The following is a 25146-nucleotide window of genomic DNA, read 5'->3' on the forward strand; positions in this document are numbered from 1 at the left end:
GGATCATCAAGGTTCCCGAAGGGCTGCGCAAGGGACTGCTGGGGTTCCACTGGATGCCGCCGGTGCTGTGGACCGGCATCATCGGGATGCTCATCCTGACCCGCTGGTGGGACTTCTGGACCGGCTGACCCGGACAGTGGCGTACACAGACGCAGCGAAGTCCCCGGCGACCGGCGCCGGGGACTTCGGTCTGCTGCTCGGACTCAGCCGTTGCTCTCGCCATTGCCCGACAGGACCGGGATGTTGCTGAGGACGTGCGACAGCGGCTCGTCGCCCTTGGCCTGGGTGGAGTTCTCGGTGCACTGCTGGCTCTGCGGGGCCGAGAGGACCGGGATGTCCTGGACCGAGACCGGTACGACGCCGACGAGGGAGCCGACGTCGGCCTTGGCCGGAAGGCCGACGCAGGGCTTGTTGAGCGAGCCCTGGATGAGACCGATCTGCGGGCTCATGTCACCGAAGGTCTCGGAGTTGCCGAACGTCTGGACGGCGTCGTTTCCGCTCTGCGACGTCGTACCGCCGTCGTCGCCGATGGCCATGGCCTGCGGTGCCATCGTCGCTCCCGCAGCCGCCACGGAAAGGGTAAGTGCCGCAGTCGTCATAACCTTCTTGAGCATGTTCTGTCCTTCTGTTGCATGGTCGCGTGGTCGCGTCGATGCCCGCTACCGGAGCGCTTGGAGAACCGAAGCGAGGAGAGATTGGTTCTCCGGGTTCACTCGAATGGCCCGTACGACGAGGGCCAATAAGCGGATCACATGTCGCGCCGCCACCAGGGGCGTTGGGCCGAACAGGGGGTACCGGCGCCTGTGGCCGTGTCATCTCCGGGGGGCAATCCGTTTCGATTCCTGTGAGCCCTATGTCGGGCAAACGACATCGAACAGAAAGTGCTATCCATGAATTCTGTCAAGAAGGCCGCCCTGGTTCTCGCCACCGCTGGTCTCGCTGCCGGATCCGCTGCCGGATCCGCCTTCGCCGACGCCGGCGCGACCGGCGTCGCCCAGAACTCACCGGGTGCGCTGTCCGGCAACATGGCCTCGGTCCCGGTGCACCTGCCGGTCAACCTGTCGGGTAACAGCGTCAACGTCATCGGCGCCCTCAACCCGGCCTTCGGCAACATCGCGGCCAACGGCTGACGCTTCGCCGCAGCGGGGTGGTGTCACCGGTATCGGCCGGTGGCGCCACCCCGGCATTGTGTCCCGACCTGGACGCCGCACACAACGGCAGGGGGTGCAGCCGCCGGTGGCTGCACCCCCTGCCGAACGCGTTCTCGCAGAACGCCGGTTCAGCTGCCCAGCTCGACGCCACCCAGCAGCGGGGTGACTTCGCCGGCCGCCCGGAGCACCCGCTGCCCAGTGTCGCCCTTGACGCCGTTGAGGCCGGTCGCGGTGTCGGCGACGGAGTTCACCGCGGAACGCCCGTCGGCCAGGTCCAGGGCCGAGGCCGAGCCCAGGGTCTCAAGGCCGCCGTTGAGGCTCATGGGAGGCATGGGCGTCGTACTGGCGGCGAAGGCGGGAGAGGCTCCCATCGCCACGACGGAACCGGCAAAGATTGCGGCAACCCGCGAGTACTTCATCTTTCGCATCCCTTTCCCCGGCCGCGTTCGTCGCGGCCGTCGTCATGGGTAACGAGTTCTGGCTGCGGTGGAAACCCCCGCATTCCACGGCATGGGCGGAATCAGACCGGGTGGCGGTCATGGAGCCAGCCCCTGCGCTGAGGCGGCGGACCGGGGCGGCCGTCCGGATCGCCGACCGACTGCGCCGGATAGAGGACGAGTCGGCTCCACTCCATATCGGGCAGGCCCGGCAGCGTACGGTCGGCGGCGGCCCACTCCCGGACGAGCTGATCGTAGAGCGGGGTCACGGTGGGCGAACCCACCGGGTTCGGCACTGTGGCCGGCTGGATGCGCTGCCACCGGGCAGACGCGGTAGTTCTTGCCATAAGTCGGCCAACGCGCGCCCGCGGGGCGAAGTCACTGCCGTGGCGCGGAGGTGGAGTACGGCGGGAACGTATTTCCGCCCGGTGCGGGGCACGGTGGGGAATTGCGGAACTGGCGGCTGACGCCTTCGGCCATGCAGGTGAATGGCGGAGGGGAAGGGGGTCGGCAGAGCACTAGGGTGCCGGACCATGACCACAGCCAGCTCTTCCAAGAACGCCGTTCGGCGCAGCCAGTTGGGCACCCTTTCGGTGCTCGCATGGATCGGTGACCCCGATGAAGGGCATGACATGCCCTATCTGCTCGCCTACTCCCTCGGCGACGGCGCCGACGGTGCGGACGCGGGGGAGGCGGCAGTGCGGGCGGTGATCGAGGAGGTCGGGCTCTCGGCCGGCGGCGACATGGCCGACAGCACCCGCTCGTCCAGCTCCCCGATCAGGCTGCTCGTCGAAGGCGGCCGGGCGGTCCTCAACATGCCCTACCTGAGCGCTCAGTGCCCGGCCCCGCCGGAGTGGCTGCGTGCCGTGGAAGAGCGCGGTCATGCGCACCTCCTGATCGCCACCCGCCCCTGGCCGGAAGCGGTGCCCGGCAAGCCCGTCACAGAGGAGGCGCTCCAGTCCTTCCTCGGCGACGAGCGCACGCTCACCACCGCGGCCCATGTTCTGCTGCCGGTGAGCCAACTGCGCCGCTGACAGCCCCGGATACGACTGCGGCCTCCCCCGGGCGATGGTGGGAGGCCGCAGGCGGTTCTCTTCGCGCGACGCGGTGCCCTGACCGGAATCCGTCCCTTGTCGACCGGGGCCGATCCCCTAACAATGCGCATGACAAGCCGAAGGAACCCTTCGGCCACAAGTCGCAAGAGGGGACCCCCACATGAACAAGCCTCTCGCCGGTGCTCTGCTCGTCCTCGGAATCCTCGGGGCGGGCACGGCGCCCGCGGTCGCGGCCGCCGGCCCGGACACGGCGTCGCACGCCGCGACCACCGCTTCGCAGGTCGAGGCCAGAGCAGTCGACTTCGCCGGGACGGTGGCGCTCAGCAACTGTTCCGGATCGGTGGTGCGCATGCCGGCCTCGGAGCCCGACGACCCCGCCCTCGTACTCTCCAACGGGCACTGCATAGAGAGCGGCTTCCCGGCCGCGGGCGAGGTCATAGTCGACCAGCCGTCCAGTCGTAGTTTCGGACTGCTCAACTCGGCGGGCAGCAGGGTCGCGACGCTGCGGGCCGGCAAGATCGCGTACGCGACGATGACGGACACCGACGTCTCGCTGTACCAACTCACCAGCACCTACCAGCAGATACAGAGCCGATACGGCATCAAGGCGCTGGAACTCAACGCCGCCCACCCGGTGCGGGGCGCCGCCATCAAGGTTGTCTCCGGCTACTGGAAGCGCATCTACAGCTGCGACATCGACGGCTTCGCGTACCGCCTCAAGGAGGGGGAGTGGACCTGGAAGGACTCGGTCCGCTACACCTCCAGCTGCAACACCATCGGCGGCACCTCGGGCTCGCCCGTCATCGACAACGCCACCGGGAAGGTCGTCGCCGTCAACAACACGGGCAATGAGGACGGCCTGCGCTGCACGGACAACAACCCGTGTGAGGTCGACGAGAACGGCACCGTCACTGTCCGTCCCGGGATCAACTACGCGCAGCAGACGTACGGGATAGTTCCGTGCGTAGGCCTCGACAACAAGATCGACCTGGGTCGGCCGGGCTGCGCGCTGCCGAAGCCGTGAGCTGATTCGCCAGTACGTTCGATTGTCTGGTTACTCTGGAGGTATGGAAGCGCATCTCCAGGGTTCGCTCTTCGACCAGACCGACGAGATCCGGCTCGGCCCGCTGAGGGACGTACGGCGGACCGAGCTCGGGGACGGGGCGTGGATCGACGTTCTCCCCGGTTGGCTCGCCGGGGCGGACGCCCTCTTCGAGGAGCTCGCCACCGGGGTGCCGTGGCGGGCCGAGCGGCGGCAGATGTACGAGAACGTGGTGGCGGTGCCGCGGCTTCTCGCCTTCTACCGGGATGGGGATGCCCTCCCGCACTCCGTCCTGGACGAGGCCCGCGGTGCGCTTTGCGCGTATTACGCCGCCGAGCTCGGCGAGCCGTTCACCACGGCCGGGCTCTGCTACTACCGCGACGGCCGCGACAGCGTGGCCTGGCACGGCGACACCGTGGGGCGCGGCTCCCGCGAGGACACCATGGTCGCCATCCTGTCGGTCGGCGCCCCACGCGATCTGGTGCTGCGACCCCGCAGGGGCGGCCGCGCCCCGCTGCGCCGGCCGCTGGGGCACGGCGACCTGATCGTGATGGGCGGCTCCTGTCAGCGGACCTGGGAGCACGCCGTGCCGAAGACGGCGCGCGCCGTAGGGCCACGCATCAGCATCCAGTTCCGGCCTGTGGGAGTGCGCTGACTACGCGGAAGTGCGGTCCGCCCGGCGGACCGAGCGGCCGGCCAGTACGTCCGTACGCGATCCGTCCTCGATCACGAACCTACCGTCGATCAGCACATGCGGGATGCCGACCGGCAGTGCCCGAGGGGCCTCGAAGGTCGAGCCGGCCGCGACCGTGTCCGGGTCGAACAGCACCAGGTCCGCGCGGTAGCCCTCGCGGACCAGGCCGCGGTCCGGCAGCCGCAGCCGTGCGGCCGGGCGGGAGGTGAGGTGGGCGACCGTCTCCTCCAGGGTGAGGATGCCCAGCTCCCTCGCGTACCGGCCGAGATAGTGCGGGAAAGTGCCGTACGCCCGCGGGTGCGGCTTGTCACCCTGCAGGATGCCGTCGCTGCCGCCGGTGTGGACCCGGTGGCGCATGATCTGCCGGACGTTCTCCTCGTGGCCCACGTGCTGCAGGATCGTCGAGCCGAGGCGGTCGTCGACGAGGAGACGGCGGGCGGTCACCCACGAGGCTTCGCCGCGCTGGGCGGCGGACTGCGCGATCGTCTTGCCGACGCAGCCCGCGAGCCCGGGGTCGCTCACGCCCGAGATCTCGATCGTGTCCCACTCGACGGGCACGCCATGGCAGCCGTCCGCGCCGATCTCCTCCATGTGGTGGCGGATCCTCTCGGCGCTCTCGTCGTCCTTCAGGCGCGCGAGGACCGCCTCCGGGCCGCCCTCGCTCGCCCAGCTCGGCAGCAGCGCGACGAGGGTGGTGCAGCCGGGGGTGTACGGGTAGGTGTCGAGGCTGATGTCCGCGCCGGCGTCCAGCGCCTGGTCGAGGAGGGCGAGCAGATCCGGCGCCTTGCCCTTGTTCACGCCGAAGTTCATGGTGGCGTGGGCGAGATGGAGGGCGCAGCCGGCGTCGCGGGTGAGGGAGATCATCTCCTCGTACGCCTGCAGGGCGCCGGCGCCGTACGAGCGGTGGTGCGGGCAGTAATAGCCGTCGTAGTCGGCCACCACCCGGCACAGCTCGGTCAGTTCGCAGTCGCCCGCGTACATACCGGGGGTGTAGGTCAGGCCGGACGACATGCCGACCGCGCCCTGTTCCAGGCCGTCGGCGACGAGTTGCTTCATGCGGGTGAGCTCTTCGGCGGTCGCGGGGCGGTCGTCCCAGCCGACCACGTACATCCGGACGGTGCCCTGCGGAATGAGGTACGCGGCGTTGACCGCGATGCCGCGGTCGAGGCGGTCCAGGTACTCGCCGACCGTGCGCCAGTCGAAGTCGACGGAGGTGTCCCCGGGCGCACCGCCGTTCCAGCCGGTGATGGCCTTGCGGACCGCGTCCAGGGTGCGGTCGTCGACCGGCGCGTAGGAGATGCCGTCCTGGCCGAGGACTTCGAGGGTCACGCCCTGCGCGGCCTTCGCCTCGTGCGCCGGGTCGCGGAGCAGCGCGAGGTCGCTGTGCGCGTGCATGTCGATGAAGCCGGGGGACAGGGCGAGGCCGTGCGCGTCGAGGGTGCGTCCGGCGGACAGTGCGGGGTCGCCCTGGCGACGTATGGCAGCGATGCGGCCGCCGTCCAGGCCGACGTCCGCGCGGTACGAGGGTCTGCCGGAGCCGTCGATGACGCGTGCCCCGCGGATGACGAGATCCATGGCCCGGCCTCTCAGAAGAAGGTGCGGATGTAGTCGGTGACCGTGCCGTCGGCCTCGACCAGCGGGATCAGCTGCCACTTGTCGAAGCTCGTGCAGGGGTGGGACAGGCCCATGCCGATCCAGTCGCCGACCTCCAGGTCCGCGTCCGGTGTGGTGCGGACCCAGCCGTGCTGGTCGGACAGGCCGCTGACGGTGATACCGGCGGCCGGCCGGATCTCGCCGGTGCGGGCGTCGCGTACGACCTGCGCCTCGGGGAGATCGAGGTCGTACGCCGCGTCCCGTTTGCCCGCGTTGACGAAGGCCTGCTCCGGCGTGGGGCGGGAGACGACCTGTGCCCAGAGGCGGAAGGCCGGCTGGAGGGCGCCCTCGCCGGGCACGCGGTTGAAGGGGGTGAGGTGGCGGTAGTGGCCGTCGTCGTGCGAGACGTACGCGCCGGAGCGGAGCAACTTCAGTACGGGGAGGGAGAGTTCGGGGATCTCGGCGAAGACGTCCGCGACCGCGTCGAACCAGGCGCTGCCGCCGGCGCTGACGACGATCTCCTCGGTCCTGGCCAGGGCGGCGAAGCGGCCGGCCTTGTCGAAGTCGGCCGCGAGCGAGACCAGGCGGTGCAGCCAGGCGCGGACGCGGTCGCCGTCGGCCTGCGGGACCTCGCCCTCGTAGCCGGCGACGCCGACGAGGCGCAGGGCAGGGGCGCCGGCCACGGCGTCGGCGACGGCGGCGCAGTCGGCTTCGCTGCGGGCTCCGGTGCGGGCGGCCTCACCGGCGCCGAGTTCGACGACGACGTCGAGGGGGCGGGTGGCGCCCGCGGAACCGAGGGCATTGTCCATCAGCTCGACGCCGCGTACGGAGTCGACGTAACAGATGAAGCGGAAGTCGGGGTCGGCCTCCATCTCCTGCGCGATCCAGCGCAGCGCGGCGGGGTCGACGACCTCGTTGGCGAGGAAGATCCGCTGGATGCCGTAGGCGCGGTAGACGCGGGCCTGGTGGGGCACGGCGGCGGTGATGCCCCAGGCGCCGTAGGCCAGTTGGCGGGCGAAGAGCTGGGGGGACATGGAGGTCTTGCCGTGTGGGGCGAAGGCGAGGCCGTGGCGCTCGGAGTACGTCTCCAGGAGGGCCAGGTTGTGCTCGACGGACTCGGCGGAGAGGGCGAGGACGGGGGTGGTGAAACCGCCGGTGAAGAGGTTGCGGCGCTCGGCGGCGAGGGCGCCGACGGTGAGGCCGGCGGACGCGGCGTCCGGAGGGAGCGCCTTGAAGCGGTGATCAACCGGTTCGTCGGCGAGTCGTCCGACTGCGTTGTCGGCTGCCATGGGGCCTCCTTGAGGTCGCCTGCCTTGGTTGCGTTGCATTATGCGCAACGGCCATTGCGTACTTCGCTTAGCGCTGTCTAACATCCGAGCCAACGCCGGGTCAATGATGTCCGGCGGCCGACCAATGAGGAGCTCGAGCGCTCGTGACCGCGACCGTGACCGCGACGGCGACTGTGCCCGGAGCCGTGGACATCGTCTGTCTCGGCGAGGCCATGGTCACGTTTGTGCCGACGGCTCCTGGCCGCCTCGCCGACGTGCCGTCGTTCGTACGCGGCATCGGCGGAGCCGAGTCCAATGTGGCCTGCGCTCTGGCGGCGTCCGGACACCGTGCGAAATGGGTCGGCCGGGTGGGCGCGGACGGGTTCGGCGAGCACCTCGTCGCCGCGATCGGGTCGTACGGCGTCGACACGTCGGCGGTCCAGCGCGACCCGGACCGGCCGACGGGGATCTACTTCCGTACGGCGGGCGAGCGGGCGACGGGCACGGCGGGCGAGGAGCCGGACCGCGCGGAAGTCATCTACTACCGCGCCGGTTCGGCGGCCTCCGCGATGTCACCGTCGACGATGCGGTACGAGGACCTGTTCTCCGGGCGGATCCTGCACCTGTCCGGCATCACGGCCGCGCTCTCGGCGGACTGCCTGTCCCTGATGCGCACCCTCACCACGCGCTTCCCGGGCCGTCCGCTCGTCTCGTTCGACGTGAACTACCGCGTCAACCTGTGGCACGACGCGGCGGGCCCGCGGGTGCTCCTGGACCTGGCACGGGGTGCGGACATCGTCTTCGTCGGCGAGGACGAGGCGGAGGCGGCGTGGGGTGTACGGGGCTCGGCTGCGATCCGTGAGGTGCTCCCGGAACCGGAGGTCCTGGTGGTGAAGAGGGGCGAGCGGGGTGCGGTGGCGTACGCCCGCCGCGCGGCGACTTTCCCCACCCCGCCCCATCCCGAACCGGGGGCTCCGCTCCCCGAACCCAGAACCTCAAACGCCGCCGGGGCTGAATTTCCAGCCCGTCAGGCGCGCCCCGACACCGTCACGGACGAGCCCGCACCCGGCGTCGATGTCGTCGCACCCGTCGGCGCCGGGGACGCCTTCGCCGCCGGGTTTCTCTCCGCCACCCTGCGCGAGCTCTCGGCTCGTGAACGGCTGCGGCACGGACATCTCATGGCCGCCGCCACCCTCACCGTCGCCGCGGATCTCGCCGTGCCGCCCGCGCGGGCGTATGCCGACCGGTTGGTCGCACTGGACGCACGCGCCTGGGGGACACTGCGACTCGGCCCCGGCTGGACCGCGACCGCGGAGCAGCACCCGCAGGGCAGGCAGGACCCGCAGGAGGTACGTATCCCATGAGCCAGACCGTCGACCGCGCGCTGAGCATCCTTCCGTTGCTCGCCCAGGGGCCCGCCGACCTCGGGCAGGTCGCCGAGCGCCTCGGTGTGCACAAGTCCACCGCGCTGCGGCTGCTGCGTACGCTCCACGAGCACGGGCTCGTCTACCGCCAGCAGGACCAGCGCTACCGCCTCGGCGCCCGGCTCTTCGCCCTCGCCCAGGAAGCCGTCGAGAATCTCGACGTACGCGAGATCGCCCACCCCCACCTGGTCGCGCTCAACGAGCAGATCGGGCACACCATCCATCTCGCCGTGTACGAGGAGAGCGAAGTCCTCTACATCGACAAGGTCGAGAGCCGCTATCCCGTCCGGATGTACTCGCGCATCGGCAAGCCCGTGGCCATTACTGTCGCCGCGGTGGCGAAGCTGCTGCTCGCCGACCTCCCCGAGGCGGAGCGGCGGGCCCTCGCCGAGAAGCTCGACTACCCCATGTACACATCCCGTTCGATCCCGAACCCCGCCGCGTTCCTCAGGGAGCTCGCCGTCGTCCGCGATCAGGGATGGGCCACCGACCTCGGCGGCCACGAGGAGTCCATCAACTGCATCGGCGCTCCCATCCGCGGTGCGGACGGCCGCGTCGTCGCCGCCATGTCCGTCTCCGCGCCGAATGTGGTCGTCACCGCTGAGGAACTCCTCACCCTGCTGCCGCTGGTGCGCCGCACAGCCGACGCCATCAGCCGGGAGTACTCGGGCGCTGTATCCCCCCAGTAGGCGCTGTATCCCCGTCCCCGTCCCCGTCCCCGTCCCCTCAGTAAGAGACCGCCCCTCCCAAGGACCGCAGAAGGAAGTTTCATGACCGAGAAGACCGCGATCACCCCCGCCACCCACACCGCCCCGCCCGCCAAGTTCTCCCACGGCGTCCGCAAGGGGAACATCCTCCAGGTCGCCGGTCAGGTCGGTTTCCTTCCCGCCGTCGAGGGACAGCCGCCGACGCCCGCCGGGCCGACGCTGCGCGAGCAGACCCTTCAGACCCTCGCCAACGTCAAGGCGGTCCTCGAAGAGGGCGGCGCGACCTGGGACGACGTGATGATGACGCGCGTCTACCTCACGGACGTGGACCACTTCGCCGAGATGAACGCGATCTACAACACGTACTTCGAGGATCAGGGCCTGGGGGCGCCCGCCTCCGCCCGTACGACGGTCTATGTCGGCCTCCCCCAGGGCCTCCTGATCGAGATCGACGCCCTGGCAGTCCTCGGCTGACCCTCCGGCAGATCCTGCTCCACCCCGCACCTCACGACGCGGCGCGCTTCCCCGGGGCGCCACGCCGTGATCCCGCACACCCAAAATCCCCCGAACAACGAGGTCCCCCGCCATGCAGACAGCCGCTGACTCCCCACCACCAGCCCCGCCGCACACTGGCGGACTGCTCCTGCTCATCGACGGCACCGCCGGTCTGCTGACCGTCGCCGCCCTCGGCATCGCGCTCCTCCTCTTCCTGATCATCAAGGTCAGGCTGCAGCCGTTCGTCGCACTGCTCGCCGTCTCCATAGCCGTCGGCCTCGCGGCCGGCCTCTCCGTCACCGAACTCTTCGGCACGGTCCAGAAGTCCGCCGCCGTCTCGGTCATCGAGCAGGGCATGGGCGGCATCCTCGGGCACGTAGCGATCATCATCGGCCTGGGCACCATGCTCGGCGCGATCCTCGAAGTGTCCGGCGGCGCCGAGGTGTTGAGCGGCCGCCTGCTGCGCCTCTTCGGCGAGAAGCGCGCCCCGCTCGCCATGGGACTCACCGGCCTGATCTTCGGCATCCCGGTCTTCTTCGACGTCGGCATCTTCGTCCTCGCGCCGATCGTGTACGCCGCCGCCAGGCGCTCGGGCAAGTCGATCATCCTCTACGCGATGCCGCTGCTCGCCGGTCTGTCGATGACCCACGCCTTCCTGCCGCCGCACCCCGGCCCGGTCGCCGCCGCCGGACTGCTCCATGTCTCGCTGGGCTGGGTCATCCTGATGGGCGTCATCGTCGGCATCCCGGCGGTTCTGGCCGCCTGGGCCTACGCCGCCTGGATCGGCAAGCGCCTGTTCGTCGAGGTCCCGCAGGACATGGTGGAGGCCGCGGAGGACGCCAAGGCCGCCGTCCTCGCCGAGCAGAGGGCCGCCGGCCGCACCCCGCAGGAGAAGCCGGTCTCCCTCGGCACGGTCCTCGCCATCATCGGTACGCCGCTGGTCCTCATCCTCGCCGCGACGTTCTCCTCCATCGCGCTGGACCCTTCGACGCTGCGCTCGGTCGTCGAGTTCTTCGGCAACCCCTTCGTCGCCCTGACGATCGCGCTGCTGCTGGCGTACTACCTGCTCGGGCTTCGCCGTGGCTGGTCCCGCAAGTCCCTCGAGGCCGTGTCGACCTCCTCGCTCAAGCCGGTCGGCAACATCCTGCTCGTCGTCGGCGCGGGCGGCATCTTCGGCGCCGTACTGAAGGGCAGCGGAGTCGCTCAGGCGCTCTCCGACACCTTCAACGGCATCGGCCTTCCGGTCATCGTCCTCGCCTATCTGATCTCGCTGGTGCTGCGCGTGGCCCAGGGATCGGCGACGGTCGCGATCGTCACCACGGCCGGAATCGTGCTGCCGCTGGTCGAGAACGGCGGCCACTCGCAGGCCTTCCTGGCGCTGGTCATCATGGCGATCTCGGCCGGCTCGATCTTCGCCTCGCACGTCAACGACGGCGGATTCTGGATCGTCGCGAAGTACTTCGGCATCTCCGAGCGCGACACCCTCAAGTCGTGGACGGTGCTGGAGTCGGTGCTGTCGGTCGCGGGCTTCGCGGTCGCGGCGTCGCTGAGCCTGTTGGTCTAGGCACTGAGACTGCCGGCCTCGCGGGCAGGGACACCTACGCAGGAGGGCGCCCCGGGACGACATGTCCCGGGGCGCCCCTGTCCGTCAGCTCGCGCAGTACTGCTGCTCCTTGCCAATTGACCGATACATGCAGTCCGCGTTCTCAACCAGCTGCAGCACCGCGTCCCGGTTGCGGCTCGTCTCGCGCTCGATCACCTCGTCGGGCGGGTAGAAGCCGCCACCGCCGAAGCCCGTCGGGTACATCTCGAAGGTGTACGCGAAGATCTTCTGGTTTCCCCACAGCCAGTCGTCGATCGACCCGTCCGTGATGTAGAGGTCGCTCGACTGCTCCGGGGTGTAGCCATTGCTCGCCGCCATCTTCTGGCCGACCGCGGCGAAGGCGTTCCGGTCGTCCTGCGTCATACCGGGAGCGGTGTCGGCGTTGGTGTAGCCGTACGGCCAGAGAACCAGCTCGCTGTATGTGTGGAAGTCGACGCCCGCCTTGATCTGCTGCTTGCCGCCGACGACGCGGCTGCGCGTGAAGTCGGCGACCACCTTGACCTCGGGCGCGGACTCGGCCCGCGCGCCGCGGTAGGTCTCGGAGCCCGGGGAGCCCGAAGAGCCGCCGCAGCAGCCCCACTTGAAGTTCCAGTTGCGGTTGGGGTCCGTGCCGACTGACGATGAGCCGGAGTTGGGCTGGCGGTTCTTGCGCCAGCTGCGGTAGGAGCCGGTGGCGATGTCGTACTCGCCGCCGTCCGGATTGACGTCCGGGATGATCCAGATCTCGCGGCCGTTCACGGCATTGGTGACCCGCGGGTCGGTGCCGTAGTCGTCGCCGAGCTCGCGCAGCAGATAAAGCGCCATCTCGACGGTGAGGTGCTCGCGTGCGTGCTGGTGGTGCGTGAAGAGCACCTCGGGCTCGTTCTCGTCCGTCGCGACGTTGTCGCTGATCTTGATCGCGACGATGTCCCGGCCCTGGTAGCTCTTGCCGATGACGCGCTTGCTGATGATGTCCGGGTGTGCGGCGATCCGCTGGTCGATCTCGGCGTTCATCTCGGCGTAGTTGTGATAGCGCGCGTCGGCGGACGGGAAGTCGAACGGCTCGACGGCCCGCCCGTTGCTCCTGGCCGGGGGCGCGGGCAGTACTTCGAGTTGATAGCCGAGTGCCCGCAGCCGCTTCGCCTGGGTGGCGGTGGCGCTGACGACGGCCGAGTGCGCGTCCGCCTCGTCGACCGACACGCCGGTGGCGGCGAGTGCGGTACGGGCCGCGGCATCGGCCGCGCCATGAATCTCGTACTGCCGGATCTGCTCCTCGGCGGGGGCGGCCGGTGTGGGCGTGGCCTTCGGGTCCGGGGGCGCGGCCTCGGCCGTGAAGGGGGCGGCTACTGCGAGCGCCAGCAAGGCCGCGAGGGTCGCGGTCTTTCTGCCGCGAATGCGAAGTCGCATGCTGTCTCCTGGGTGGGGAGTGTGGGGGGTTGTTCAGGTGCGACGCCATGTCGGGTGCGGGTGTTCGGGCTGATGTTCGGTCTGTTCGGTTGTTGGGGCCGGGTGTTCGGTTGTTCGCGCACATCGTCGGGCCATGGCATGGCACGGTCAAGGGGTCACCTTCGGCCATGACTTCGCCCGCGGAACATATCGGCACATATGCGGCGGAGCCCAAGCGTGAGGAGCGCGGGGGCCGCAGACCCTCTTGCGCGATCTCTCCCGCCCCGCTTTGGTGACCCCAGTCACATCCTGGGACGAGTGGGAAGGCGGCCAAGCTCATGGCAGGCACCACCGACAGCAGTACCGACGAGTCCATCTCCCGTCCACGCAAGTCCAGTTGGAAATACATCGGTCCCGGAATCGTCGTCGCGGCGACCGGCGTCGGAGCGGGTGACCTCGTCGCCACGCTCATCGCCGGCAGCAACTTCGGCTACACGCTCCTGTGGGCCGCCGTGATCGGGTGCGTCGTCAAGATCTCCCTCGCCGAGGCGGCAGGCCGCTGGCATCTGTCCACCGGGCGCACGCTCTTTGACGGCTGGGCAAGCCTCGGCCGCTGGACCACCTGGTTCTTCGTCGTCTATGTCGTCGTCTGGGGCTTTGTGTACGGAGCCGCGGCCATGTCGTCCAGCGGCCTGCCCCTCCAGGCGCTCTTCCCCGGCGTCATGGGCCTGAAGGCGTGGGCGATGCTGACCGGCGTCGTCGGCCTGGTCTTCGTCTGGTTCAACAAGTACGACGTGTTCGAAAAGGTCATGACGGCGCTGGTCGGCGTGATGTTCGTGGTCACCGTCTATCTGGCGATCCGGGTCACACCGAACCTCGGCGACGCCTTCGCCGGACTGCTCCCGGTCCTCCCCGACGAGAAGGACTCGATCCTCAACACCCTCGGCCTGATCGGCGGCGTGGGCGGCACCATCACCCTTGCCGCGTACGGGTACTGGGTCAACGCCAAGGGCTGGACCAACGCGGGCTGGATGAAGGTGATGCGCTTCGACAACCGAGTCGCGTACGTCACCACCGGCATCTTCGTCGTCGCGATGCTGTTCGTCGGCGCCGAGCTGCTGCACTCCTCGGGCGTCGCCATCGCAAGCGGCGACAAGGGCCTGATCCAGCTCGGCGACATCCTGGAGGAGGAGTACGGGAACGCGACCGCCAAGCTGTTCCTCATCGGTTTCTTCGCCACGTCCTTCACCTCGCTGATCGGCGTATGGCACGGCGTGAGCCTGATGTTCGCGGACTTCGTCGAGCGCTACCGCAAGGACCGTGTGGGAGCGGGCGAGCGGGCCGTGAGCGGCGAGGAGGTGGCATCGGGGGCCCGTGAGAAGTCGGTGCCGTTCCGGGCGTATCTGCTGTGGCTGACCTTCCCGCCGATGATCCTGCTGTTCCAGGGCCAGCCGTTCCGGCTGGTGATCATCTACGGAGTGCTGGGCGCCGCCTTCATGCCGTTCCTGGCGCTGACGCTGGTCTGGCTGCTCAACTCCGACCGTACGCCTAGGGAATGGCGCAACGGCTTGCTGAGCAACGCGATGCTGGTCATCGCGGGCCTGCTGTTCCTGGTGCTGTGTGTGAAGCAGATCGCCGACCAGCCGTGGGCCGAGTTCTTCTGACCTACCCTCGCAGCCGTACGGCCCGGACGCCCGCTGTGTCCGGGCCGTACAGGCCGTACGGCTTTGAGCGGAGGACTTACGGCAGAGCGTGGACGTGCGGGCCGACCGCGTTCGACCAGGCGTTGCCCGACTTCGCGTCCCAGTTCGTGGACCAGGTCATCGCACCGCGCAGCGACGGGTACGTCCTGGACGGCTTGAACGATCCGCAGTTCGTGCCCCGGGCCAGGCAGTCCAGGGCGTTGTTCACGATCGCGGGGGAGACGTAACCGCTGCCCGCACCGCTGGTCGAGGCCGGCAGACCGAGCCCGACCTGGGACGGCGCGAGACCGCCCTCCAGCTGGATGCAGGCGAGCGCGGTGAGGAAGTCCACCGAGCCCTGTGAGTAGACCTTGCCGTCGCAGCCGAGCATCGAACCGCTGTTGTAGTACTGCATGTTGACGACGGTCAGGATGTCCTTGATGTTGAGCGCCGTCCTGAAGTACTCGTTCGACGTCGACTGCATGTCGATGGTCTGCGGTGCCATCGTGATGACGAGCTTCGAGCCCGCCTTCGACGACAGCGAGCGCAGCGACTGCGTCATATAGGTGGAGTTGAGGCCGTTCTCCAGGTCGATGTCGACGCCGTCGAAGCCGTATGTCTGCATCAGCGAGTGGACGGAGTTGGCGAAGTTCGTGGCGGATGCCGAGTCGTTGATCGTCACGGTGCCGTTCTGGCCCCCGATGGAGATGATCACGGACTTGCCGGCGGCCTGCTTGGCCTTGATGTCGGCCTTGAACTGGTCGACGGTGTAGCCGCCGAGACCGGCCGAGTCGAGGTTGAAGGTGACACCGCCCGGTGTGCCGGTCGCGTCGGCGAAGGAGACCGCGATGATGTCGTAGTTGGCAGGCACATCGCTAATCTTCTGGACGGTGGCGCCGTTGTTGAAGTTCTGCCAGTAGCCGGTCACCGCGTGCTTGGGCACGGTCCCGCCGCCCCCGCCGCCTGAGCCCGAGGTGGTACCCGTCACCGCCGCGGACTTCGCCGACTCACCGGCCGCGTTGGTCGCGGTCACCTGGAACTGGTACGAGGTGGAGGCGCTCAGCCCGGTCGCGGTGGCGGAAGCCCCGGTCACCGACTGCACCTTGGCGCCGTTCTGGTAGAGGTTGTACCCCGTCGCGCCCGACACGGGGCTCCAGGACAGGGCCACGGACGACGAGGTCACGGTCCCGACGCCCAGCCCGGCGGGCGTGGACGGCACTACCGGGTCGGGGTCACCGCCGCCGCCACCGTCCGGACCGAAGACGCTCACATCGTCGGCGTAGTACGCGGCCTGTCCGTACCAGCCGTGCGTGTACACGGTGACGGAGGTGGTGCTCGCGCCGGTGGTGAACCTGGTGGTCAGCTGCTTCCAGCCGGAGGTGTCCGGCGTCCAGGTGGAGACGTCGGTGGTGCCGGTGCCGGTCGCGCCGAGGTAGGTGTAGCCGCCCTGCACCCAGGCGCTGAGCGTGTACGTCGAGTTGGGCTTGACGGCCACGGTCTGCGTGCACTTGGCGTTGTCCTGCCCGGCGGGGGTCGCCTTGAGAGCGGAGGCACCCCCGTGCACGGGGGAGGTGGTGGTGGCGCCGCTGCCGCCGGAGCAGGTCCAGTTGGCGAGGCCGGACTCGAAGCCGGCGTTCTTGGCGACATTGACGTCGGCGGCCTGCGCGGTCCCTGCGGTGCCCATGAGGGTGAGACCGGTCCCGACGGCGAGCGCCAGCGCTCCGCCGAGCCATCTCCGTGAGCGTGTGGTGCGGTCCACTTGCTGCCTCCGGTGGGGGAGTTGGGGGGTGTGGAGGGGTACGGGAACGGTGGCCACCGCTGGGCGTACAAGCTGGTCCAGACCAATGGGGTTGTCAAGGGCTCTGGCGGCGATTCGTATACAGAAGGCAGGGGCAGGTCCGTGGGTGCACCAGGGGGTGAAGGTCGAGCGCCGAATGCCGCCGAGTTGACTGACAGGGTGCAGGAGTCAATAGATGACCGCTTCGCCCGACTTTGCCTGTGCGCAGCGTGTGCATGTTGAAGCTCTCGGTTCTGAAAGGTGTTCTCTGCCTCCCTGGTCGTGGATAAAGTGCTGGAGCAGGAGCACGGAGCAGTAGGGATCTGCGGGCGTCGGGACTCCGGCGGCCGGAGCGAACGGGGAACCAGCGTGCCGACCGCGATAGCTGTCACCAGCGCAGATCTGGTGCTGCCGCCGACCGACCAGCAGACGCCGACCGCGGCGCTGCTGCAGTCGCCGGCCGCCCAGCCCCTGGACGCCGCCCTCGCCGACATGACCGTCCTGCTGGAGCAGCACGGGTATGTGATCGCCCTCTATCCCGCCTCCATCCCCGCGGTCCACGAGCGCCGGCTGCACACGATCCGTTCCGTGCTGGAGAGTGACCGCATCGCGCTCCTCAAGCTCGATCTGCCCCCGCTGGGGGTCGCCGTGCTTGTCCGCCAGATGCGTCAGCTGTCGATCTGTGACTTCAGTGCGGGAGTCGTCGCATCCGCGGCCCGGCTGCTCTCCCACTATGTCTACGCGGGCGCGCTGCTCAGCTCGGTCACCAAGCTCGACCGGGTTCCCGTGAGTCTGAAGTCCCACGCCAAGTCCTGGGTGCCCGGTTCGCAGTTCGGGGTGCTGGCCAATCCCCGTCCACAGCTGGTCAAGATCGGCAGCGGCGATCTCGCGGGACCCGAGTTCGGCACGCAACTGATCGTGGCGAGGGGGCAGTTGCAGTCGGACTGGGTGACGGGAACCCTCGCGCCCGCGTGGCGGGTTCAGAATGTGCAGGAATCCATACTGCCCGCCGAATCCCCCCGCTGGTGGGGAACGGCCAGGTTGATCGAATTCGCCGCCTTCCTTCCGGACATCTCTGTTCTTTATCAATTGGTTTCGTCCGTACGGCGAGAGGTGTGCTCCTGGTGCGGCATTCAACTGATCGGTGATCGCTGCGGGTTCTGCCTGTCCCCCCTCTCGTCCGTCGAGAACCAAACTCGCGCGCTCGGTGTCCTGAACCAGGGAACACCTACGCATCAAGGGCCGTGAGCCGCCGGCCGGGCGGTCCGCACGGTGCGCGGCGGCCGGTCAAAAGCGCGAACCAACCCGCTCCGTTCTACATGCCCGCCCCGTCAGTCCACGTCTTCGAACGAGGTTGTCCCGCCAATGAATTCACGGCAGCGCCGCGGCGTCATACTTCTGCTTCTTTCGGTCCTGTGCGCCTTCGGCGCGTTCGCCGGCGTGCTTTCGGTGATCAGCGACGTGAATTCAAAGGTCGGTCCCGAGGTTGGCGCCTACCGGGTCAAGGCTGACATCGCGCCCTATACGCCCCTGACGCCCGGCCAGTTCGAGAAGGTCACCATGCCCAAACGCTGGCTCTCCCAGAGCGCGGTGACCGATCTCGACGTGATCAACGGAAAGATCGCCGTCACCCAGCTCCGCAGAGGATCCCTGCTCCAGGACGACATGATCGTGAAGCGTCCGAGCCTGGAGAGCGGCCAGCAGGAGATCGCGATCATGATCGACGCGGCGACCGGTGTGGCGGGAAAGATCAGGCCCGGCAAGCTGGTCAATATCTTCGCCACCTTCGCCGCGCGCAACGACTCCGAGGTGGACCAGTCCCGGATCATCGTCGCCAATGCCAAGGTCCTGGACGTCGGCGAGCTCACCGCCCTCGACCCGAAGAAGAGCGACCGCGACAGCGGCCCCACCGAGGCCGTGCCGATCACCTTCGCCCTCAACACCACGGACGCCCAGCGCGTCGCCTACGCCGAGTCCTTCGCCGAGCACGTACGCCTCGCCCTGCTTCCCGACGGCAGCCCCACCACGCTGCGCCCGGGCGACGGCAGCTACGACCTCTCCGAAGACAGGAACAAGTGAGGGCCGGATGACGACACGAATCCTCCCGGCCGTCGGTGACGCCGACGCCTCCCGGTCCATCACCACCCTCCTCAGCCAGCTCCCGGACGCCGAACCGGCCTCGCCGGTCGCCGACTCGACCTCACTGCTCGACCTATTGGCCCGGCTGGCGGGCGAATCGCTCGACGAACTGCCCGAGGTCGTCCTGGTCCACGAGCGGATCGGGCCGGTCCCCGCCCTCGAGCTGATCAGGGAGGTGGCGCTGCGCTTTCCGGCCGTCGGGGTCATCCTGGTGACCTCCGACGCAAGCCCCGGCCTCTACTCGGCGGCAATGGATTCCGGCGCCCGCGGCCTGGTGGGACTGCCGCTGTCGTACGAGGAGTTGGCGCAGCGCGTCCAGGCGGCGGCCGGCTGGTCCGTCGGCGTACGCCGTCACCTGGGCCAGGGAGCCGATGTCTTCACGGGCCCCGGCGGCACCGTCGTCACCGTCAGCGGCGCGAAGGGCGGAGTCGGCACCACGGTGACCGCGATCCAGCTCGCGCTCGCGGCCCGGGCATCCGGCCACACCGTCGCGCTCGTAGACCTGGATCTGCAGGGCGGCGATGTGGCCTCGTACCTGGATGTGCAGTTCCGCCGGTCCATCGTGGACCTGACCGCGATCCAGGACATCTCCCCCCGGGTGCTGCAGGACGCGCTGTTCAGCCATGACTCCGGCCTCGGGCTGCTGCTCGCGCCGGGCGAGGGCGAACGGGCCGAGGAGGTCAACGACCGGCTGGTCCGCCAGATCGTCAGCGCGCTGCGCCACCGCTACGAGATCGTCGTCATCGACTGCGGCACGCATATGAACACCGCCAACGCCGCCGCCATCGAGATGGCGGACACCGCACTGCTGCTGACCACTCCGGACGTGGTGACCGTCCGGGCCACCAAGCGCATGGTCCGGCTCTGGGACCGGCTCCAGATCCGCAAGGCGGAGGAGACGGTCACCGTCGTCAACCGCCATACACGCAATACGGAGATCCAGCCCGCGCTGGTCGAGAAGATCACTTCCACCCGGGTGGCCAGGATTTCGGTCCCCGCAAACTTCAAGGAACTTCAAGCGGTCGTCGATGCGGGCCGAATGCAGGATTTGGAGTCCAAGTCCACGGTGAAACAAGCACTGTGGGGACTGGCGGGGGAGTTGGGGCTCGTGAAGAACGCCACCGCCGAGAAACAGAGCAGGTTCCGCCAGGATCGCGGCTCGCTCGGCAGCGGCCGCCGCCAGGGGCGTACGAAGTGACCAGAGCCTGCGGAGTGATCAGGGCGTGCGAAGTGATCAGGCACACGGGTGAGGGGGAACGTTGAGCCATGACGGGTCCAGGAGTACGCGCGCTTTACCGAGACCCGCGCCTGCGCGGTGACAGGGGCCAGTCCGTCATCGAATTCACGGGCATGGTCCCGATCATTCTGGTGACGATGGTCCTGCTGTGGCAGGCCGCGCTGGTCGGCTACACCTTCGTACTCGCGGGGAACGCGGCGGACAAGGCCGTGAGCGCGGGAACGGCGACCGAGGGGGATCGCGACGCGGCGTGCAAACGAGCCGGGCAGGAAGACCTGCCCGGCAGCTGGTCGTACGAGATCTCCTGCGGGCAGGACGGTGATCTGGTCAAGGCGAAGGCCGACCTCGAAGTGCCGCTGCTCTTCCCGGGGGCCTTCAACCTCCCCATCACCGTTCCGGGCCGCGCCGCCGCCGCGACGGAGAGGAACTGAGCCATGCGCAAGCAGGCAATCCGGCGGGACAGGGGCCAGGCGGTCATCGAGTACGGCGGCTGGCTCGTTCTGCTGCTCCTGGTGGCGCTGATCGCGGTCCAGGTCGGGCTGGCCGTGTACGCCGCGCAGCAGGCGGGCACGGCGGCCCGCGCCGCTGCCCGGGTGGCCTCGCAGGACCAGGCCCGTATCGGCTATGAGGAGGCGGGCCGGGCATCGATGAGTTCCTGGCTCGACGCGGGCTTCGACAAGACCGAGCAGGGCGACGAGATCAAGGTGACCGCCACCGTCGGAATTCCCTTTCTCGTACCGGGCTTCGACTTCACCACCACCAAGAGCGCCACCATGCCCCGCGACTGACCGGCAGCACCAGGCAAACCGTACGAGGGAGTTGAACCCATGAGCCTGCGGGCGCGCATCAACAACCCCGAGCCGACGACCGGGCACACCGAGGAGAGTCGGCTTGTCGGGGTTTACCGCGCCAAGCTGCTCGAGGAGATCGACCTCGCCGAGATGTCGGCGCTCGCCGCGGCCGAACGACGGGCCCGCCTCGAGCGGGTGCTCGGTCACATCATCAGCCGCGAGGGCCCGGTGCTGTCCACCGTCGAGCGCTCCCAGCTCATCCGCAGGGTCGTCGACGAGGCGCTCGGCCTCGGCATCCTCGAACCGCTGCTCGAAGACGCCTCCATCAGCGAAATCATGGTGAACGGCCCCGACCAGGTCTTCGTCGAGCGCAGTGGACGGCTGGAACTGCTCCCGATGCGCTTCTCCTCCAATGAGCAGCTGATGCAGACCATCGAGCGCATCGTCTCCACCGTCAACCGGCGGGTGGACGAGGCGAATCCGATGGTCGACGCCCGCCTGCCCAGCGGTGAGCGCGTCAACGTCATCATTCCGCCGCTCTCGCTGACCGGGCCGATCCTCACCATCCGGCGCTTCCCCAGAGCCTTCACCCTCCAGGAGATGATCGGCCTGGGCTCGCTCGACGAGCAGATCCTGATGCTGCTGGCCGGCCTGGTCCGCGCGAAGTTCAATGTGATCGTCTCCGGCGCCACCGGCACGGGGAAGACCACCCTGCTCAACGCGCTGTCAGGGCTGATCCCGGGCGGAGAACGCATCGTCACCATCGAGGACTCGGCCGAGCTCCAGCTCCAGCAGTCGCATGTGATCACCCTGGAGAGCCGGCCGTCCAACGTCGAGGGCAAGGGCCAGGTGACCATTCGTGACCTGGTGCGCAACTCCCTGCGTATGCGCCCCGACCGCATCATCGTCGGTGAGGTCCGCGGCGGCGAGACGCTCGACATGCTCCAGGCGATGTCGACCGGTCACGACGGCTCGCTCGCCACCGTCCACGCCAACAGCGCCGAGGACGCCTTGATGCGTCTGCAGACCCTCAGCTCCATGTCCGAGGTCGAGATCCCCTTCGTGGCGATCCACGACCAGATCAACAGCGCGGTCGACGTCATCGTGCAGCTCACCCGGCACGCGGACGGAGCCCGCAAGATCACCGAAATCGCCATCGTCGACTCCTACGGCCGCGAGGACTACCGGATCGTCACGGTCTGCCGTTTCGACGCCCGGCCCATGACCGCGGACGGCCACATCCACGGGAAGTTCGTGTACTTCCCGCTGCCCCGCCGGATCGCCGACCGCCTCTACATGGCGGGCGAGTCGATTCCCCCGGCCTTCGGCGTAGCGCACACCAAGGAGCAGCTTGCCTCGCGCACAACGACGGCCTGACCGGCTCGCCGTCCCCACCCGCCCCAGTCCGCACGCTCACCGAGAAGGCCCCGCCCGACATGGATAACCTCCCGCTCCTGACGATGGGTGTCACCCTGCTCGGCTGTCTGTTCGCCGTCGTCGGGGTGCATGTCTACTCCTCGGGCCAGGCCCAGCGGCAGGCCCTGCTGGAGCGGATGACGCAGACAGGACAGCTCGCCATCGAGGGCGGACGGCGTCGTCGTTTCAGCGCCGTGGACCGATGGCTGCGCAGAACGCGCCTGGGGAAGCGGATCGAGCGGCAGATCTCGGCGACCGGTCTCGATCTGACTGCGGGCGAGTACTTCGTCTACGTGGTCGGCGCGCTGCTCGCTCTGTACTTCATCGCCGGATCGGTCTTCGCGCCGTTCTTCGGGATCATCGCGGCCGTCATCGGCGTCTGGGGAGCCAACGGTTTCCTCAACTGGCAGCGCCAAAAGCGCACCGAGGCGTTCATCAACCAACTGCCCGAACTCACCCGCGTACTCGCCAACGCGACACAGGCCGGTCTCGCGCTGCGGACAGCCATCAGCATGGCCGTGGACGAGTTGGACGATCCGGCCAGGGAGGAGCTGCGGCGGGTCGCCGACCAGCTGACCCTCGGCCGCTCACTGGACGACGCGCTGAACGATCTCGTCGAGCGGCTGCCCTCCCGTGAGCTGACCGTCCTCGTATCCACCCTCATCCTCTCCAACCGGGCGGGGGGCACCATCGTCTCCTCGCTGCGCAACCTCACCCAGACCCTGGAGGAGCGCAAGGAGACCCGCCGCGAGGTCACGACCCTGCTCTCCCAGGTCAAGGTGACCGCGGTGGCCGTTCCCGTTCTCGGCGTGGGCTTCTTGCTGCTCATCGACGGAATGCGCTCCGGCGCCCTCGAGGACATGACGAACGCCCTCGCCGGCAGGCTCGCCGTGATCGTCTCGGCGGCTCTCTACGCGCTCGGCTTCTTCCTCATCAACCGACTCACTCGCGTCCGTATCTGACCCACACCGAAGGGAGGGAGCACACCATGGGACTGCTGCTCGCGGCCGTCATCGGACTCGGCGTCTACGGAGCCTTCCAGGGCGTACGCATGTACCGCGCCGACGCCAAGCTTCCCGGCGACCTCGCCGTCGCCCTGGAGGTCGGCGCCGGCCGCACCACCGCGACGGGCTCCGCCATCGACCGCATCGGCATGCGCTACGCGCCGTATGTACTGCGGATGATGGGCCCCAAGCGAGTCGACGCCGTCCGCCGGAAGCTGGACATGGCGGGCAACCCCGGTGGTCTGACCCTCGACCGCTACGCCGCCCGCCGCGCCGTGTACGGGGGCCTGGGTCTCCTGGTGGCCCTGGGCATGCTGATGAACGGCCACATTGTGTTCGCCGTGCTCTTCCTCCTCTACGGACTCTTCTGGACCGATGTCCTCATCCGCGCTGCCATCAGCAGGCGCAGGGACGACATCGAGCGGACCCTTCCCGATTTCCTCGACGTCCTGGCCGTCGTCGTCTCCGCCGGACTCGGCTTCCGCCAGGCGCTGGAGCGCGTCGCCGAGAAGTACGAAGGTCCCTGGGCCGACGAACTGCGCATCACCCTGCGCCAGATGGACATGGGCGTGGGCAGGCGCGACGCCTTCGAGCAGCTGCGCAAGCGCAATGAATCCGACCAGGTGTCGATGTTCGTCTCCGCGCTCCAGCAGGGTGAGGAACTCGGCGCCCCCATCGTCGACACCCTCATCCAGATCGCCAACGACATGCGCAGGACCGACGCCCAGAACGCCCGCCGCAAGGCCGCCAAGGCCGTCCCCAAGGCCACGCTCATCGTCACCAGCTTCATGCTCCCCGGGACGATGATCCTTATCGTGGTCGGCTTCTACTACGCCTCCAATGTCAACTTCAACGACATCTTCGGAGGCTGAGTCATGGTCTTACGGGCGGCCAGGGCGGCACTCACCAGGACCGCGCTGAGCAGGGCCGCACTGACCGGCGGCTCCGAGGAGGGCGCCCCCGAGAGCGCCCCGGGGCTTGTGCCGTCACTGCCGATCCAGGTCAACGCCCTCCAGGCGCTGTGCCGGCAACTGTTCGGCTTCCGCCTCGCCATGACCGCGCTCGCCGCGCCGTTCGCGCTCTCGGGCGTCGACCGGGGCCTTGGCGGCTGGCTGGTGGGCGCGGCGGTCCTGGTCACCGTCATGGTGTCCTATGTGCTGCTGCGCGACTGGGAACGGTTCGGCCCCGTGCTGCTGCGCCATCCCTCGCTGCTGGCGGTCGACATGCTGTTCGGCGCGCTGCTGCTGTTCTCCGCCTCGCCGGGATCCACGCTCACTTACGTCACCTTCTGCACCCCACTGCTCGCCGGACTTGTATACGGGTGGCGCGGCGCCGCGATCTTCGCACCGCTCCAGACGCTGCTCCTCGCCGCCTCCTACGCGATCAACGAGAAGATCGAGGCAGACGCCTCGGCGCTGCTGATGGCGGGCCTGTGTGTGATGGCCGGAGCCGTGGGCAGCGCACTGCGCAGCCTCCTGCTCGGATTCGGCGCCGCATCCCAGGCGCTGACCGAGACCCGCGCACGCCTCGCCGTCAGCAGCGCGGTGGAGGAGGAACGCGCCCGGCTCGCCCGCGAGATGCACGATTCCGTCGCCAAGACGCTGCACGGCCTGGCGCTCGCGGCCGACGGCCTGGCCGGCACCGCCGACCGGATGGACCCGCTGACCGTCAAACACCAGGCCGAGCTGGTGGCCCGCTCGGCCCGCCGCGCCGCGACCGAGTCCCGCGAGCTGCTCTCCGATCTGCGTCGCGAGTCCGGTCTGGACGGCGGAATCGACATCATGGCCGAACTCCACGCCAGGACGGATGACTTCGCTCGCCGGTACGGCATGCGGGCCACGTTCCGCCGGCTCGGCGACTTTCCCGTGCCGAAGGCGCCGCCCGCCGTCGCCCGCCAGGCCCTGACCATCGCCACCGAGGCCATGGAGAACGCCCACCGCCACGGTCACCCCAGCTGCCTCGACGTCTCGGCGGGTGTCGTCGGCGACGTACTGAGGATCAGCGTGTACGACGACGGGCGGGGCCTTCCGCCCGGCACCACCCTCGACGACCTCAGACGGGCAGGCCACTTCGGCCTGGTCGGCATGGTCGAGCGGGCCGCATCCATCGGGGCCCGCATCCGGATCGGCAAGGGCTGGGCGGCGAAAGGAACCGAAGTCCGCCTGGAACTGCCGGCCGCCGCACTCAGGCTCGTCCCCGGCATCCCCGCTCAACCCACGCGGCACCGAACCCCACTGCTCCACTGACCGCCTCACCGCTCCAACCC

General features: G+C 68.9%; 25 protein-coding genes. 18 read left to right on the forward strand and 7 right to left on the reverse strand.

Annotation, left to right across the window (positions count from 1 at the left end):
* Positions 1–203 precede the first annotated feature (203 nt).
* Entirely contained in the window at positions 204–614 is a 411-nt protein-coding gene (locus tag J7E87_RS16030; RefSeq protein ID WP_215094407.1) for a rodlin, read from the reverse strand.
* 276 nt (positions 615–890) lie between these two features.
* Here J7E87_RS16030 and J7E87_RS16035 point away from each other — a divergent pair, with 276 nt between their 5' ends.
* Positions 891–1130 (forward strand): chaplin, encoded by a 240-nt coding sequence (locus J7E87_RS16035; RefSeq protein WP_215094409.1) that lies wholly within the window; start codon positions 891–893, stop codon positions 1128–1130.
* A gap of 149 nt (positions 1131–1279) precedes the next feature.
* On the opposite strand, the gene J7E87_RS16040 is transcribed toward J7E87_RS16035, so the two are convergent.
* Together J7E87_RS16040 and J7E87_RS16045 are read right to left on the reverse strand one after the other, a co-directional pair.
* Complete coding sequence (locus J7E87_RS16040; RefSeq protein WP_215094411.1) at positions 1280–1570, reverse strand: hypothetical protein; 291 nt, start codon at positions 1568–1570, stop codon at positions 1280–1282.
* Between the two features lie 101 nt (positions 1571–1671).
* Positions 1672–1872 (reverse strand): hypothetical protein, encoded by a 201-nt coding sequence (locus J7E87_RS16045; protein ID WP_215094413.1) that lies wholly within the window; start codon positions 1870–1872, stop codon positions 1672–1674.
* A gap of 249 nt (positions 1873–2121) precedes the next feature.
* On the opposite strand from J7E87_RS16045, the gene J7E87_RS16050 reads away from it, so the two are divergent.
* The 3 genes from J7E87_RS16050 (at position 2122) to J7E87_RS16060 (ending at position 4340) form a co-directional block, all read left to right on the forward strand.
* Positions 2122–2622 carry a DUF5949 family protein gene (locus J7E87_RS16050; protein WP_215094415.1) on the forward strand — a complete coding sequence of 167 codons (501 nt, stop codon included), beginning with the start codon at positions 2122–2124 and terminating at the stop codon, positions 2620–2622.
* A 181-nt stretch (positions 2623–2803) separates the two neighbouring features.
* Positions 2804–3667 carry a serine protease gene (locus J7E87_RS16055; RefSeq protein WP_215094417.1) on the forward strand — a complete coding sequence of 288 codons (864 nt, stop codon included), beginning with the start codon at positions 2804–2806 and terminating at the stop codon, positions 3665–3667.
* A 43-nt stretch (positions 3668–3710) separates the two neighbouring features.
* On the forward strand, positions 3711–4340 hold the full coding sequence (locus J7E87_RS16060; protein WP_215094419.1) for an alpha-ketoglutarate-dependent dioxygenase AlkB: 630 nt from the start codon (positions 3711–3713) through the stop codon (positions 4338–4340).
* On the opposite strand, the gene J7E87_RS16065 is transcribed toward J7E87_RS16060, so the two are convergent.
* Entirely contained in the window at positions 4341–5954 is a 1614-nt protein-coding gene (locus J7E87_RS16065) for an amidohydrolase family protein (protein WP_215094421.1), read from the reverse strand. It abuts the gene before it with no gap.
* A gap of 11 nt (positions 5955–5965) precedes the next feature.
* A complete protein-coding gene (locus J7E87_RS16070) occupies positions 5966–7261 on the reverse strand; it encodes an alanine racemase (RefSeq protein ID WP_215094422.1) in 1296 nt (431 codons plus the stop codon).
* A 143-nt stretch (positions 7262–7404) separates the two neighbouring features.
* On the opposite strand from J7E87_RS16070, the gene J7E87_RS16075 reads away from it, so the two are divergent.
* From J7E87_RS16075 to J7E87_RS16090, 4 genes are all read left to right on the forward strand, one after another.
* Positions 7405–8604 (forward strand): sugar kinase, encoded by a 1200-nt coding sequence (locus tag J7E87_RS16075; RefSeq protein ID WP_374195181.1) that lies wholly within the window; start codon positions 7405–7407, stop codon positions 8602–8604.
* On the forward strand, positions 8601–9353 hold the full coding sequence (locus J7E87_RS16080) for an IclR family transcriptional regulator (RefSeq protein ID WP_215094424.1): 753 nt from the start codon (positions 8601–8603) through the stop codon (positions 9351–9353). The genes J7E87_RS16075 and J7E87_RS16080 overlap by 4 nt, the downstream gene beginning before the upstream one ends.
* A gap of 81 nt (positions 9354–9434) precedes the next feature.
* Positions 9435–9845, forward strand: coding sequence for a RidA family protein (locus J7E87_RS16085; RefSeq protein ID WP_215094426.1), 411 nt, complete (start codon positions 9435–9437; stop codon positions 9843–9845).
* Between the two features lie 112 nt (positions 9846–9957).
* On the forward strand, positions 9958–11430 hold the full coding sequence (locus J7E87_RS16090; RefSeq protein WP_215094428.1) for a GntP family permease: 1473 nt from the start codon (positions 9958–9960) through the stop codon (positions 11428–11430).
* An 84-nt stretch (positions 11431–11514) separates the two neighbouring features.
* On the opposite strand, the gene J7E87_RS16095 is transcribed toward J7E87_RS16090, so the two are convergent.
* Positions 11515–12855 carry a M14 family metallopeptidase gene (locus J7E87_RS16095; RefSeq protein ID WP_215094430.1) on the reverse strand — a complete coding sequence of 447 codons (1341 nt, stop codon included), beginning with the start codon at positions 12853–12855 and terminating at the stop codon, positions 11515–11517.
* A 317-nt stretch (positions 12856–13172) separates the two neighbouring features.
* Here J7E87_RS16095 and J7E87_RS16100 point away from each other — a divergent pair, with 317 nt between their 5' ends.
* Positions 13173–14498, forward strand: coding sequence for an Nramp family divalent metal transporter (locus J7E87_RS16100; protein ID WP_215094432.1), 1326 nt, complete (start codon positions 13173–13175; stop codon positions 14496–14498).
* Between the two features lie 76 nt (positions 14499–14574).
* Here the strand turns inward: J7E87_RS16100 and J7E87_RS16105 are convergent, their stop codons facing one another.
* A complete protein-coding gene (locus J7E87_RS16105; RefSeq protein WP_374195182.1) occupies positions 14575–16275 on the reverse strand; it encodes a chitinase in 1701 nt (566 codons plus the stop codon).
* 387 nt (positions 16276–16662) lie between these two features.
* Here J7E87_RS16105 and J7E87_RS16110 point away from each other — a divergent pair, with 387 nt between their 5' ends.
* The 9 genes from J7E87_RS16110 (at position 16663) to J7E87_RS16150 (ending at position 25126) form a co-directional block, all read left to right on the forward strand.
* On the forward strand, positions 16663–17541 hold the full coding sequence (locus tag J7E87_RS16110) for a hypothetical protein (protein WP_215094434.1): 879 nt from the start codon (positions 16663–16665) through the stop codon (positions 17539–17541).
* Between the two features lie 117 nt (positions 17542–17658).
* The gene (gene cpaB / locus J7E87_RS16115) at positions 17659–18372 is read left to right on the forward strand and encodes a Flp pilus assembly protein CpaB (RefSeq protein ID WP_215094436.1); all 714 of its coding nucleotides are present in this window, start codon (positions 17659–17661) and stop codon (positions 18370–18372) included.
* 7 nt (positions 18373–18379) lie between these two features.
* Positions 18380–19630 (forward strand): AAA family ATPase, encoded by a 1251-nt coding sequence (locus J7E87_RS16120; protein WP_215094438.1) that lies wholly within the window; start codon positions 18380–18382, stop codon positions 19628–19630.
* Positions 19631–19698: 68 nt separating this feature from the next.
* On the forward strand, positions 19699–20100 hold the full coding sequence (locus J7E87_RS16125; protein WP_215094439.1) for a pilus assembly protein: 402 nt from the start codon (positions 19699–19701) through the stop codon (positions 20098–20100).
* 3 nt (positions 20101–20103) lie between these two features.
* Entirely contained in the window at positions 20104–20457 is a 354-nt protein-coding gene (locus tag J7E87_RS16130; RefSeq protein WP_215094441.1) for a TadE/TadG family type IV pilus assembly protein, read from the forward strand.
* A 39-nt stretch (positions 20458–20496) separates the two neighbouring features.
* On the forward strand, positions 20497–21837 hold the full coding sequence (locus J7E87_RS16135; RefSeq protein WP_215094443.1) for a CpaF family protein: 1341 nt from the start codon (positions 20497–20499) through the stop codon (positions 21835–21837).
* 59 nt (positions 21838–21896) lie between these two features.
* Positions 21897–22838 carry a type II secretion system F family protein gene (locus J7E87_RS16140; RefSeq protein WP_215094445.1) on the forward strand — a complete coding sequence of 314 codons (942 nt, stop codon included), beginning with the start codon at positions 21897–21899 and terminating at the stop codon, positions 22836–22838.
* Positions 22839–22864: 26 nt separating this feature from the next.
* Positions 22865–23752, forward strand: coding sequence for a DUF5936 domain-containing protein (locus J7E87_RS16145; RefSeq protein ID WP_215094447.1), 888 nt, complete (start codon positions 22865–22867; stop codon positions 23750–23752).
* Between the two features lie 3 nt (positions 23753–23755).
* A complete protein-coding gene (locus J7E87_RS16150; RefSeq protein WP_215094449.1) occupies positions 23756–25126 on the forward strand; it encodes a sensor histidine kinase in 1371 nt (456 codons plus the stop codon).
* The last annotated feature ends 20 nt before the right edge of the window (positions 25127–25146 follow it).

Origin of the sequence: Streptomyces sp. ISL-1, from assembly GCF_018614585.1 — a bacterium.
Classification (GTDB): Bacteria; Actinomycetota; Actinomycetes; order Streptomycetales; family Streptomycetaceae; genus Streptomyces; species Streptomyces maoxianensis.

Excerpts from the sequence above, each read along its gene's own strand:
- J7E87_RS16125 (WP_215094439.1), top strand. The coding sequence starts at position 19,699 with ATGACGGGTCCAGGAGTACGCGCGCTTTACCGAGACCCGCGCCTGCGC.
- J7E87_RS16070 (WP_215094422.1), bottom strand. The coding sequence starts at position 7,261 with ATGGCAGCCGACAACGCAGTCGGACGACTCGCCGACGAACCGGTTGAT.
- J7E87_RS16130 (WP_215094441.1), top strand. The coding sequence starts at position 20,104 with ATGCGCAAGCAGGCAATCCGGCGGGACAGGGGCCAGGCGGTCATCGAG.
- J7E87_RS16055 (WP_215094417.1), top strand. The coding sequence starts at position 2,804 with ATGAACAAGCCTCTCGCCGGTGCTCTGCTCGTCCTCGGAATCCTCGGG.
- J7E87_RS16090 (WP_215094428.1), top strand. The coding sequence starts at position 9,958 with ATGCAGACAGCCGCTGACTCCCCACCACCAGCCCCGCCGCACACTGGC.
- J7E87_RS16100 (WP_215094432.1), top strand. The coding sequence starts at position 13,173 with ATGGCAGGCACCACCGACAGCAGTACCGACGAGTCCATCTCCCGTCCA.
- J7E87_RS16135 (WP_215094443.1), top strand. The coding sequence starts at position 20,497 with ATGAGCCTGCGGGCGCGCATCAACAACCCCGAGCCGACGACCGGGCAC.
- J7E87_RS16120 (WP_215094438.1), top strand. The coding sequence starts at position 18,380 with ATGACGACACGAATCCTCCCGGCCGTCGGTGACGCCGACGCCTCCCGG.
- J7E87_RS16040 (WP_215094411.1), bottom strand. The coding sequence starts at position 1,570 with ATGAAGTACTCGCGGGTTGCCGCAATCTTTGCCGGTTCCGTCGTGGCG.
- J7E87_RS16030 (WP_215094407.1), bottom strand. The coding sequence starts at position 614 with ATGCTCAAGAAGGTTATGACGACTGCGGCACTTACCCTTTCCGTGGCG.
- J7E87_RS16150 (WP_215094449.1), top strand. The coding sequence starts at position 23,756 with ATGGTCTTACGGGCGGCCAGGGCGGCACTCACCAGGACCGCGCTGAGC.
- J7E87_RS16080 (WP_215094424.1), top strand. The coding sequence starts at position 8,601 with ATGAGCCAGACCGTCGACCGCGCGCTGAGCATCCTTCCGTTGCTCGCC.
- cpaB (WP_215094436.1), top strand. The coding sequence starts at position 17,659 with ATGAATTCACGGCAGCGCCGCGGCGTCATACTTCTGCTTCTTTCGGTC.
- J7E87_RS16035 (WP_215094409.1), top strand. The coding sequence starts at position 891 with ATGAATTCTGTCAAGAAGGCCGCCCTGGTTCTCGCCACCGCTGGTCTC.
- J7E87_RS16145 (WP_215094447.1), top strand. The coding sequence starts at position 22,865 with ATGGGACTGCTGCTCGCGGCCGTCATCGGACTCGGCGTCTACGGAGCC.
- J7E87_RS16140 (WP_215094445.1), top strand. The coding sequence starts at position 21,897 with ATGGATAACCTCCCGCTCCTGACGATGGGTGTCACCCTGCTCGGCTGT.
- J7E87_RS16060 (WP_215094419.1), top strand. The coding sequence starts at position 3,711 with ATGGAAGCGCATCTCCAGGGTTCGCTCTTCGACCAGACCGACGAGATC.
- J7E87_RS16050 (WP_215094415.1), top strand. The coding sequence starts at position 2,122 with ATGACCACAGCCAGCTCTTCCAAGAACGCCGTTCGGCGCAGCCAGTTG.
- J7E87_RS16095 (WP_215094430.1), bottom strand. The coding sequence starts at position 12,855 with ATGCGACTTCGCATTCGCGGCAGAAAGACCGCGACCCTCGCGGCCTTG.
- J7E87_RS16065 (WP_215094421.1), bottom strand. The coding sequence starts at position 5,954 with ATGGATCTCGTCATCCGCGGGGCACGCGTCATCGACGGCTCCGGCAGA.
- J7E87_RS16085 (WP_215094426.1), top strand. The coding sequence starts at position 9,435 with ATGACCGAGAAGACCGCGATCACCCCCGCCACCCACACCGCCCCGCCC.